Origin of the sequence: Bifidobacterium sp. wkB338 (assembly GCF_003688325.1) — a bacterium.
GTDB classification, from domain to species: domain Bacteria; phylum Actinomycetota; class Actinomycetes; order Actinomycetales; family Bifidobacteriaceae; genus Bombiscardovia; species Bombiscardovia polysaccharolytica.
In genome coordinates this window covers 1-11,424 of the sequence record NZ_NPOR01000047.1, presented here as the reverse complement: position 1 = coordinate 11,424, position 11,424 = coordinate 1, and the positions used below count along the sequence as shown (strand labels likewise).

Here is an 11,424-nt window from a genome sequence, read left to right as displayed (position 1 = left end):
CAATATAATCAAGGAATTCAAGTGGCGTCAGGTTGTCGTACGGGAGGATGTGCTGAGGCAGATAACCTAGGTGTCGTTTTAAATTTCGCCTATTGGCCGGCGAAGACAGGTCTTGCCCATCAATAAAAACTTTACCTTTAGTCGGTTTGATTATTCCGGTGAGAATACGCATGAGGGTTGTTTTGCCGGCACCATTTGGTCCTATGAGCCCTATCATGCCTTGTGGAAGATCAACGGTCAGATCGTTCAAAGCGGCCGGTCTCCCTCGAAAATCCTTGGTCAGATGGTCAATAGAGATAAACATGTGAGTAATTCCTTTCAAAGTCAGTGGATAGTCAGACCCGAGCTTTTATGTGGTTGGAGGCTATGTTTGCACCAGTGAAAAGAAGGAAGATAATACACACCTGCCAGAGCAGGGATATGACTCCCGATTGGACGGTAAAGGGGCCATTCGCCGGTACGTACATAGGATCTGTATGGAACCATCCTTGGGCAATGGGATCACCAATGACTGCCAGCGGGCCACCATTGAGTGTTGGAAGTGGTAAGAGGGGGGTATAGAAAGCCAGCCAAGCCCATACCAGGACGGCAAGAATTCGGGCTACGATCGTGGGCAACAGGGTTCCTAGCAGGGCGGATATTCCCATAGCGATCAGTATTGATGGCGCGAGTATGACAAATGCTACTGCCAGGGCCACAAGTATTGCCTTACCGTTGCCGTTAATGGCTTGGTGGACCGCGATCAATACAAGGAAAAGCAGGGAAGATGATATGCAGATGACCCAGGCTCCCAAGACATGAGCTGAGCGAATGGCAGCCATCGGCAAGGGGGAGGTGGATTCAAGTTCGTCCATACCTGTTCGCCTGCCAGCAGTCATAAGGTCGCTAAAAGATGCTGCGTATGCCAAGGGGGTGAACATAGCAAGAACCTGTCCGGTAAAGACAAGACCATCTGTGTTGCTGAATCCAGGTGACATAGGAGAAGCATAGGCTAAAAAGAGGGCGAAGAGCGCCAGCGGTATGCTGGCTATCCACAAGGCTTTGCGCCGATAAAACATCAGTAGCGTGATGCGTACAAGGCTCAGTATCCTCATAGGGCTGCCACCTTTAGAACATTGCGCTCCGCATCACCGCACATGTTCCATCCGAAGATTGCGCCTGCTGCTGCAATAAACAATGGAATGAGTCGTTGCCGGACCGGATCGGTTATGTATGGATCCCATATAAAACATAAAAATAGCCAAATAGCTATGGAAGCCAGCGACGATGTTGGCATAGACGTGGTGAGTACGGCTATAAGGAAAACCAGACAGTTGACAATGAATATACTGCCAACCGGGGTAATGATGCTCACCCATCCCATGTCACGTGGCCAAAGTCGCATCATATGCAAGCCGATAAAAAGAAGGCCCGCGGCAGCAAGAAATGCTCCGGTAATGATAAGCAGACTGGTCACTTGAACTTTCCGCCATCCAGTTGAAGTTGACTCAGTAAGTTCAACGATTGGGTCACCATTGAGCACAAAAGCTGTAGATAGGCCAGCAGCAATTACTGGCACCTGAGTAAGAACCATCATAAGTGGCCGTATGCGGCTCGATGACCAGATGCCCTCCAGTACGAAGCCTGCAAGAAGAATACCTGCGGTCAGTATGAATGGCAGTAATACCAGCCTATAAAGCCTCTTGAGCTGTATACCTACGAAAGCCAACCTCGTCCACCTTCCTCATATCTGGTTTTGGCCTCGGCTGCCGCCAGACATTGCTCGCTGCTCGTCCTGTCTGCTTAGTTAGTAGCGAGAGAGGATGGAAAAGTTCATTAATTTTTATCTCCACCGGCGAGTTGAGTATGCCAGGCAAGAGGGGCTGTAAGGATAACAGCAGATAGGAGTGCCACTGTCAGCAGGATGGTCCCTGCCCAGGCTGCGGTTGTAGTGGGTATCGAATTGACCCATGCCGGTAGGAAAAATGATGACCTAAAGTTCTGCAAAGTTCTCAATAGTGGTGCAAGTACCCCTAGGAGCAGTGCAATCCAAGAGCATTGCCATATGCATAAGAGGGCCACGATATTCGCCAGGAGTGTTATGGGGGCTATCGTTTGGGCAATAACTGGCAGGGGCCTTATTCCAGGGTTGATTGCAGTGACAATCAATAAGGCTACTCCCCCGACGACAATATTGGAGATAAAGGCCAGCAATAGCCTAGAAGCTACCACAACTTGAGGTCCCAGGGGCATACTGAGCATTAATTCACGATCATCTTTAATGGAAAAGACCAGGATCATGGTCAGTGCCATGTTGAGCATGAGTATATTTGAAAAGATATGCATACCGAGACTGCCGTAACGTGCACCTTGCATAAGGTTGCTAATTAAAACGGAGCACGCTGCTATCGCAATTTCCACCAGTAAGATATATCGCGGTATGAGGCGGAATTGTGCCAGAACAAGTGGGCCACAGGAACGCACTCGACGCATGAATGGTATTGCTGGATCCGTTGCCAGCGACGGCTTCTGGCGGATGGCCTTCATTACGCTAGTAAAAGCTGGAACTGCCGGCTGTGCATTCTGCTCTTTTTCCCTAAGCGCCTCTTGAACTTCACCCCGGTATTCTTCGGTGACTGGGCCTGTGCTGTCTGGGCTTGTGCTCTTATATTGGTCTGCCATAATCAACCCTTCAATTATCTCTGGCTCTGCAGTTTATGGGGTTTGACTGGAGCGAGGTCGGTCAACTGCGGGCGCAGGATCTGCCTTGCCCGGGCAATGCGAGACTTCACAGTCCCAACCGGAACGTCGAGCAGGGAGGCTATTTCCGGGTAGGGTAACTCGTGAAGCCAAGCCAGGGTTACCGTATATGCCATTTCTGCCGGGAGTGCATCAATCCTTTGCCGTATTATTTCCATCGCCAAATCCTTATTGACCAGTTCTACAGGCTCCAGCTGATCATCGGTTATCGAGTCAAGTTCCACCTGATCCATTTGGTCAGGTAGTTTCAGTTTGCGACGTTTCATATAAATTTGCCGCCGGGCAATGCTGAGTATCCAGGTAAGCACCTTGCTGTCTGCACGGAAGGTTTTTGAGGAACGCCAGCAGCCCAGCCATGTGTCAGTAAAAACTTCACTGGCATCCTCATCGTCGGATATTCGCAGGGAAATAAAGGCTTGGACGGTATGAGCATACTTATTGTAAAGTGCTTCAAAGGCCGATTCATTTCCGTCAGCCACCATCTTGATCAGCCTTATATCATCAGCATCTGGATCAATGCGAGATCGTTTCACTGATGATGTCCTTCTCTATGTTGTCTACATCCTAGATATCGTCCTGCATACTGTTATGCAAGCGGTTATCGCGGTTATGCTCCATTGCTATTACGAATATGTTGGGATGTCGCTTTTAGGGTCGCCCATCCTGTGAATTTAGTCGCAAAGTCGCAGGGCAACCCATTACTGTCTGTGAGTGAAGCCGGCTCTTTTCAGGTGTCCTAGCGCTTATTTGCATCCTTTCAAGTACTTCCGTATCTTCTTCAGGGCCCAGTCGTAATGGCTGGAGGTCGAAGAGATGAAGGCAGAGCCCAAGGTAGAGTTTCCGGTCCATGGAAGGGCGCCCTTGGTGAACATCTGTTCGTTGGTGAACGATTGCGCCAGGGCCATGACCCTCTTATGGGATTCGACGAACAGGTTCAAGGCCTGATCGTAGGTGGTGTCATCATGTTTGTCCCGCAGCTTCACATTCATCTCGCCGTAATTACGCCAGTTGTAGCCCTCAGGAAGAAAGTCGTGGGTACTGCCCTGCTGGTTGTCCTCCACCCAATTCAACAGCAGCTGATGCCACTCGTAGAGATGGACGAGCACATCCTTGATGTTCCTGTCGCGTGCCCAATGGGCCCCCTTCTCCTTGCTCAGGTCGAAGGAAAAGCGGCCATTGCGTTCTTCGGGTGTTAGCGGCTCAAGCAGCGCCATGATTTTGTCGAAGCCGTCATCAGCCGCCTTGATGAGTTCTTCCTTGGTGGTCGGTCGCGCCATGACGGTCCTCCATTTGTCTGTTGTTGACAAGGTTTGACTGGTTCATCGTCACCTGTCACGGTTTGTCATTGACTGTACCCTATATGAGCCTTGCAAATGCTCGCGTGTAGGAAATCGTCGCATACTCCTGTGTTTACCTGTATTGGTGGAAAGCCATCAAGTGCCCACAGTTGCACCTACCAATTGAATTCATCAAGCCGAGCGTTGCATATACCGACTTAATTTATTTAACAAGAGACATGGAGGAATGACAGAGGTCGGCAGGCTTGCTGTGGCTCCAATATGTATTCGCGTGTATGCGGCGAGGCTTTATTACTCGCCGATGGCATGAGATATGACACTGACAGAGTTCTCGAACTTGGTGGTCAGGGCTTGGATACCTGTGGCTGCGGCACCAAGCAGGGATGCGATGAGCACCACTACGATCCAAGCGCCCCATTGCACGCTCATCTGTGCTTTGCCCATAAAGCGTGAGAGCATGAAGGTCAGGGATGAGGTGCAGAGCAAGGTGATGACCAGGGAGAACAGTGTGCTGGTAATCATAGTGATGATGCCGTCAAGTGCGCCCAATACTCTGAGCTGGCCGATTCCAGCACCTGATACGTAGGTCAGCGCCAGATCAAGCCCTCTGCCTTTGGAAGTAATCAAGGTGCCTGCAATTGCACCTGTTATCGCGATGATCAGTGGCGGTCCAGTGAGCGCCAGGAGACTCGCAAACATGTCTGCGGTCGCCGGAGCAGTGCTGTCTGGTGTGGAGGGCAAAGCGACTTGCATGGTGGTGATCATCGTGCTCAACCCTCCGCCGACGGTCATCAGCAATGACAGACCTGCAGTCATCGGGATGATCGCCGCTCCCTGGCGCTGTATGCTGCCGACAGCCTGCTGGCCTGCCAGCCTCCAGGTTCTGGATGGCAACGCCACAATACGCGTCCATATCGCCGTGAAGCCGGGCAGGAGGTATGGCGCGAAAGCTGCCAGCGAGAATATCAGGAGGAACATGCCGCCCATAGCGAAGGCGAGAAATACCGTCATCCGATCTGGAGCGGCATCGCTGCTCATCTGACTGGCACGAGGGTTAGTTGCAAGTGCAAAAGCTGGAATCAGCAACATGCAGCCAGCACCAATCAAGCATACGATTCCCAGGAGGAAGCGGAAGACGCCTATCCGCTTTGGAGGGTCCTGGGATTGCCTGAGGGCTTCCATTGGTCGTATTTTCGAGAGCGAACGGATAGTCAACAAGGTGCTTATGAAGATGGGCGCAGCGCTGAAAGCGAGGCCTTTGCCTAGCGAATCGAACAGGTGGCTGCCGGCATAGGTCAAATGCAAATCAAATGGATTTGTCACCATGGCGAAGGTCAAGGGCGTAATCACCGGCAGCAAAAGGCAGGTGGCTGCAATGGACAGGATGAATAATCCCATGACTATCAGCAGATTCCAGGCCAGCAGTTGCCAAGGCAGAGCGCCTTGCAAAACCATGAGCGCCAGTTGATGCCGGCGTTGATTCAGTGCTGAATTCATGACCCATAGCAGCACAGCTATGGTGATGATCACGCTGAATGCCAAGGCGGGACCAGTGTATGTGGATCCAAGTACCTGCTCCGGGCCCTGATAGTCCTGATCAATGATCGTGGCGATCGCGATGAGGGAGCAGATGACAGTCTGGGATACGACCATGGCCAGCAAGACGGCGCTCCAGACCATGGGCGCTGCTTTGAGTTCGGACAGAGCGCCTCTCATGCCATGGGCGCTTTCGCAGAGAATGACTGGCTGATTCGGCCATCGCGCACGGCAAACAACCGATCGCACTGACCTGCCACTTCATTGCTATGCGTCACCAGTATGATGGTTTTCTTCTCGTGGTTGGCGAGTTCCTTCAGCACCGATATGACCTTTTCTCCGGATTCCTGATCCAGGGCGCCAGTCGGCTCGTCCGCGAATACCACGTCTGCGTCGGATAACAGGACGCGGGCCAGGGCAACACGTTGCTGCTCGCCGCCTGACAGCAGGGTGACGCTTTGCTTTTTCTGATCGATCAAGCCAAAGTACTTCAAGAGTGAATCCGCCGTCTTTCTGGGAAAGCGGGATCCGCGAAGGGTGAATGGCAGAGCCAGATTCTGTTCGACTGTCATGCTGGTGATCAGGTTGTAGGACTGGAATACAAAGCCTAGATGCTGGCGTCTGAACTTGGTCATGGCCGACAGCCCCAGACGGGTTATGTCCTTGCCCAGCAGAAGCACAGTGCCGCTAGTGGCCTTCTCCAGCCCAGCCAGGCAGTACAGCAGAGTTGATTTGCCGCTGCCTGACGGCCCGATGATGCCGGTCATCTCCCCCGGATAGGCAGTGAATGAGATGTCATTGAGAATGGTCAGTGAATCGCCGCGGCGCGGGGAGACCACCATGGACAGCCCCGTAGCTTCAATCGTGGGTGTCGGGCCTCTGCTTTCGCTTACGTTGGGGTTATTCATGGTTGCATCTTTCACTTGGATGATCATCGACGACCTTCCAGACCGAGGTATCTACGCTCAGTAATGCTGATTCGCCTCGCAGATGTCATGTGCCCTCGTTCGTCGCTTGCCCCTGTATGACGGTCATCCTTGTCGTCATCAGTCACTTCCATTGATATCAGCGAAAGAAGGGATGAAATACCATGAGTTACCCTGAATTATCCCTGATTCGACCCTGATTTTTCGAAATAAGAGGCATGCTCGATCAGCCATGCTTACGCGCCGCCACTGGCAAAGTCAGTAGCGGCGGGGATCAGCTGATTACTGCTGCAGCCTCATTCGCTAACAAGCAGTAGGGATTTGATGGCGGTGCGCTGGTCCATGGCCTCATAGGCCTCCTGGATGTGATCCAAGGCAAAGCGCTTGGTGAAGACCTTGCCTGGCTGGATGCTGCCCTTGAGCACCTGGTCAAGCAACAGATGCCTGTCATATGTGGTGACTGCGGCCGTGCCGCCTCGCAGACCGACATTGCGCCAGAACAGCTGAGAGGTGTCCATGGTAGCCTGCTGCGGTACGCCGACTCTGCCGACTACTGCGCCGGGCCGGGCTGCTCTGACAGCAGTGTCGGTGGACAGTTCGGTGCCCACGCATTCCAGGACTGCATCGGCTCCGGCTCCGTCGGTGAGAGCCATGACCTGCTCCACAGCAGCGTCGCCGCGTTCAGCCACGATGTCAGTGGCCCCGAATTCACGCGCCAACCTCTGGCGGTCCTCATGCCGGCTCATGGCGATGATGCGTTCGGCCCCACGCAGCTTGGCTGCTATGACTCCGCACAGACCCACCGCTCCATCGCCCATGACAACGACTGTGTCGCCTTCTTTGACCTGGGCTGTTGCGGCTGCATGATAACCGGTGGCCATCACATCGGAGAGGGTTAGCAGAGAGTCAAGCATGTCGTCGCTATAATCCTCAGGTTGGCCTGGAATTCGCACCAGCGCCCAATCCGCGTTGGTGAATCGTAGATACTCGCTCTGGTAGCCGCCGCTCCCCCGCCTGTCCGGATCAAGACAGTCACCGTCGAATCCAGCCCTGCAGGCTGCGCAGTGCCCGCAGCCATGGGTGAAGGGAGCGATGACGAAGTCACCAGGTTTGACATGAGAGACATCCGAGCCCACATTTTCAACCAAGCCAATGGCTTCGTGCCCTACGTGACTGCCTGAGGACATTGAGGAAATCCCCCGGTACCACCACAGATCGGATCCGCACACGCAGGCCCGGACGATCCGAATCACGGCATCTTTAGGCTTTTTGATGGTCGGCATCGGTGATTCCTCCAGCTCGATGCGGCCCGGCTTTACAAACTTTGCTGCCTTCATGCTCTTGCTCCCCATTCTTCACTACCTGGCGTATTCGCCTGCCAAGTATGCGGATGAAACATAGTCTACGGAGTTCAATCCGCTCGAAGTCAAGTCAAATCCTTATTGTGCGCGATTCACAGAGGTGCGGACAAGATTGTCACACGGGAATACGGTCATAAGATACAGCTATATATAGGTGCTGTATAAGGGTGCCGTATAAGGGTTGCTATGTAGAGGTGGCGTATTGAGGTATCGTCATACGTCTTGTGATAAATCGTATGCATCCTTGCATGCACGTCATAGGCCAAACCTCAACGATTCAACTCATTTGGAGGGGCTTTGTGAGCTGCCAAGTTCCGTAAGGAAGGCAACGTAGGCCTGGGGGTTGCGATGGTTTTTACCTGCTTGGACAATCAGCCCGTGATATTCACGCAGATCGTTCAGTGGCCATTGATCAACCCGGATAAAATCCGCCTCGTACTCTTCGCCCTCCTGGTATGACCGCAAGGAGGCCCACCCCAGACCGTCCAACATCCGGCGTGCATAGGCGTCCCAGATAAAGCAACGCTGGCCGAAGGCATAAAGCCGTATGACATCCGCCGTCTCGCGGCCAACCCCGGCAATGGTGAGCAGGTCGTCACGCAGACCTTCATCCGCGCAGTCTTCCACATCGGCCGTGCGGATGCCATGAGCCAGCAGCCACTGAGCCAGGGCTTTGCAGGTGCGTGCCTTGGCCTTCATAAAGCCGCTTGATCTGATTAAGCTCGTCAGTCTTGCCAGGTCGACGTCGGCCATGTTGCAGGGGTTGAGCAGGTTGGCCTTGCGCAGCTGCTCGATGGACATGGCCGCGTTTCCCCAGGCTGTATGTTGGACCAGCACCGCTCCGATCATCATTTCGAAGTCGGTCTCTGCCGGCCACCAATTCTGCAATCCCAGACGAGCGAGCAAACGCGAATACAGCCACCTTGAGCAACCGGCATTTATCCTGCCTGAATTGCCCATAACGCCTCCACCAGATTACTTGACGCTTTTCATGGTAACAGCTGGCTCCAGCCGGTGCGGAGCGAGTCAGAGAATGGCAGGCGCCTGGGCAAAGTCAGTGATAGCGCCATTGGCCTCAGAGCGAATGGCATCCCAATCCTTGGCCGAAGACTGGTCGTACATGGCCCAAACCTTCATCCCAGCGCGCTTGGCGGAATCGACGGCGACCAGAAGATCCTCGAACACTGTGCAATGGTCAGGTGGTACGCCCAGCATCCGCGAAGCCAACAGGTAGATTTCCGGTTCCTCCTTGCCAATGCTTTTGGCATCATCCACGCTGCAGACCTGGTCGAAACAATCGGTCATCCCAGCGTGCTTCAGAGCAGCCCGTCGCAGGCGCGGAGGGAGGCTGGTTGCCACAGCCAGGGCGGCACCGCTGGCTTTTAGTGCTTGCAGGTAATCGAGTGCATGTGGCTTGGGTTGTACAGCTGTGGCGTAGAGCAGGAGCGCGTCCTCGTTCCATTCCTCCACAAGATCTTCTGGGCGCTCGTCAAGGTGGAAGCGGTCGATGGTGTATCTGGCGATGGCACCGGTCTGCATGGAGGCCACTGCAGATGCGTAATCGTCCGGCATGGGGATGTTGCGACGAGCGAAGAATCGGCGGTCGATTTCCTTCCAGACTCCCATGGAATCCAGAAGTGTACCGTCGAGATCGAAGATGGCGGCCTTGCCAATGTTGACTTTTATTCCATTTTCGCCCATGCCGCAAATTCTCCTATTCGCCGAAGTTATTCATAGTAGCATGATCTCGGATCAGGTCTGGCTAACTGGATTTGAGCCAATGTTCTCCCCGATCAGCCTTGGCTTCAGAAAAGTAGGTATGTTCAACAGTTTAATATTGCCATGCAAGCTATTAATCTCAGCGATTGTCAATTATTTTGCGCTCAGCGAGCGAAAAGCACATAAAAGTTGAAGAATATATACAATATTGGTTGAAACAATGTTAGCATGCAAATACTAGAGAAAATCATCGAAAAAGGAGTCTTATGGCTATTCAGGAAACAACAGCGGCTCTGGCTGATCCTCTGCGTCGTCGTGTGCTGGATCTTTTGGAGCAGGGCGGCATGGAGGCCGGACGTCTGGCCGAAAAGCTGGGAATGACGCCATCCAAGCTGTCCTATCATCTGAGGAAGTTGAAAGAAGCAGACCTGATTGTCGGCCACAAGCAGGGCACCAGGGTCATCTATGAACTCAATCTGAGCGTGCTGGACAGCACAATTCAATGGCTCTACCGTCTGCGGACAAGCGCCAGCGACAAGAGAAGTCTGTCCGAGCCGCAGACTGCAAGCACGGAAACTGGTTCGGCGGCGGTTTCAGAGTCCTAAGGAGATTCTCATGGCTGATGGCGGCAAAGCGGGTCGGTTCGTCCCGACCCTGGTCGTGGCTCAGTGGTTGCCGGGGATGATCATGCTGGGCGTAAGCTGCTTAGTGGTCAATCGTCTGCCAAATGAAAAGGTCCCGCTTCATTGGAACGCACAGAACCAGGTGGATCGCTGGGGCTCTCCCCAGGAGCTGGTTTGGATGCCCTGCTTCTGTCTTGTCATTGCGCTGATTTGGACCATCCTCATGCTCGTCCTGCGCGCATATTTGATTAAACGTGGTGATGAAGCGGGAAATACTTTGACCGTTTTTCTGCTGGGTGGGCTAGGCATGCAGATTGTTTTCGCTGTTATAGATACGTTCTCCATAGCCGCTGCCGATCCTCATTGGGACTGGTGGCCGACGGATTTCGGCATCGATAAAGTCGCCATGCTATTGACCGGTCTGATTCTAATAGTCATCGGCAATCTTGCTCCTAAAATCAGACCCAACGGCATCAGCGGTTTTCGAGTGCCAGGTGCCTACTCCAGCCGCGAGGCTTGGCGCCGCTGTCAGCAATTTGGCGGGGCGCTCTCCATGATTCTGGGCGTGGTCATGATCCTGGCTGCCCTGGCTTATGGCGGAGTCAGGCTCTATTGGACCTGTGGAACCGCTCTGGCAATCGTCCTTGTACTCATGCTTGCCTATGGGTCATACGCGGGCAGAAAGTATGCCGGACAGGGAGGACCTGTCTACCGCCATTAGTTCCTGTATGCAATGCGTGAGCTAAAAGAGGCTGTAAATGACAGATCAGGATACAAGTAAGAACTTCCTGAGTTCGTTGAAGGACTCAAAGCTGATTTAGATCAAATCAAGTACCTACCAATACGGTCCTTCATCATCAGCATCATTTCACGAGCCAAGCTGCAACAGTCTGAACAGGCAATCTGTTCTCACCATTGAAACTGTAATAACAGACACCGCACAAACCCTGTATTTCATGGCAACAAGGTTGAATGCATTCGAAATGAGGACGAAAGCAGTGTACTTCTATCGGGGGATTGTTGGAGATGTAAGAGCTTTCACATCACCTTTCTCATCTAATTACCCCTATAACGACCGGCTACACACTAGGCGATCTTCTGCGTGCACGCTATAAAATTCGTTGCGCTATTTAGTCAGTTTAGATTTCAGGGAAGTTCGTACGTCCTATTACCAATCTATAGTCTTGCTTAAATTAAGGAATTCATATACGCCATCGTTCGA

General features: G+C 52.9%; 13 protein-coding genes. 2 read left to right on the top strand and 11 right to left on the bottom strand.

Features of this window, described 5'->3' with window-relative positions:
* The 11 genes from CI603_RS08550 to CI603_RS08500 all read right to left on the bottom strand — a co-directional run.
* Positions 1-304, bottom strand: a 304-nt coding sequence (locus tag CI603_RS08550; protein WP_121913802.1) for an ATP-binding cassette domain-containing protein, incomplete at its 3' end; no start/stop codon positions are given.
* Between the two features lie 31 nt (positions 305-335).
* Positions 336-1,094, bottom strand: a complete 759-nt coding sequence (locus tag CI603_RS08545; RefSeq protein WP_121913801.1) for a murein hydrolase transporter LrgB — start codon at positions 1,092-1,094, stop codon at positions 336-338.
* On the bottom strand, positions 1,091-1,708 hold the full coding sequence (locus CI603_RS08540) for a hypothetical protein (RefSeq protein WP_121913800.1): 618 nt from the start codon (positions 1,706-1,708) through the stop codon (positions 1,091-1,093). Before CI603_RS08540 ends, CI603_RS08545 begins: the two co-directional genes overlap by 4 nt.
* 107 nt (positions 1,709-1,815) lie before the next feature.
* Positions 1,816-2,661, bottom strand: coding sequence for a hypothetical protein (locus tag CI603_RS08535; RefSeq protein WP_121913799.1), 846 nt, complete (start codon positions 2,659-2,661; stop codon positions 1,816-1,818).
* A 14-nt stretch (positions 2,662-2,675) separates the two neighbouring features.
* Positions 2,676-3,272, bottom strand: coding sequence for an RNA polymerase sigma factor (locus CI603_RS08530; protein WP_121913798.1), 597 nt, complete (start codon positions 3,270-3,272; stop codon positions 2,676-2,678).
* Positions 3,273-3,482: 210 nt separating this feature from the next.
* Positions 3,483-4,016 carry a ClbS/DfsB family four-helix bundle protein gene (locus tag CI603_RS08525; protein ID WP_121913797.1) on the bottom strand — a complete coding sequence of 178 codons (534 nt, stop codon included), beginning with the start codon at positions 4,014-4,016 and terminating at the stop codon, positions 3,483-3,485.
* Between the two features lie 312 nt (positions 4,017-4,328).
* On the bottom strand, positions 4,329-5,753 hold the full coding sequence (locus tag CI603_RS08520) for a hypothetical protein (protein WP_147438306.1): 1,425 nt from the start codon (positions 5,751-5,753) through the stop codon (positions 4,329-4,331).
* Positions 5,750-6,481 carry an ABC transporter ATP-binding protein gene (locus tag CI603_RS08515; RefSeq protein ID WP_229281689.1) on the bottom strand — a complete coding sequence of 244 codons (732 nt, stop codon included), beginning with the start codon at positions 6,479-6,481 and terminating at the stop codon, positions 5,750-5,752. The genes CI603_RS08520 and CI603_RS08515 overlap by 4 nt, the downstream gene beginning before the upstream one ends.
* Positions 6,482-6,795: 314 nt before the next feature.
* Complete coding sequence (locus tag CI603_RS08510; protein ID WP_121913794.1) at positions 6,796-7,836, bottom strand: zinc-dependent alcohol dehydrogenase family protein; 1,041 nt, start codon at positions 7,834-7,836, stop codon at positions 6,796-6,798.
* A 306-nt stretch (positions 7,837-8,142) separates the two neighbouring features.
* Entirely contained in the window at positions 8,143-8,766 is a 624-nt protein-coding gene (locus tag CI603_RS08505) for an endonuclease III domain-containing protein (protein ID WP_183122305.1), read from the bottom strand.
* A 120-nt stretch (positions 8,767-8,886) separates the two neighbouring features.
* Positions 8,887-9,561 carry an HAD family phosphatase gene (locus tag CI603_RS08500; RefSeq protein ID WP_121913792.1) on the bottom strand — a complete coding sequence of 225 codons (675 nt, stop codon included), beginning with the start codon at positions 9,559-9,561 and terminating at the stop codon, positions 8,887-8,889.
* A gap of 284 nt (positions 9,562-9,845) precedes the next feature.
* On the opposite strand from CI603_RS08500, the gene CI603_RS08495 reads away from it, so the two are divergent.
* Both CI603_RS08495 and CI603_RS08490 read left to right on the top strand, forming a co-directional pair.
* Complete coding sequence (locus CI603_RS08495) at positions 9,846-10,184, top strand: metalloregulator ArsR/SmtB family transcription factor (protein WP_121913791.1); 339 nt, start codon at positions 9,846-9,848, stop codon at positions 10,182-10,184.
* Positions 10,185-10,194: 10 nt separating this feature from the next.
* A complete protein-coding gene (locus tag CI603_RS08490; RefSeq protein WP_121913790.1) occupies positions 10,195-10,923 on the top strand; it encodes an SdpI family protein in 729 nt (242 codons plus the stop codon).
* Positions 10,924-11,424 lie beyond the last annotated feature (501 nt).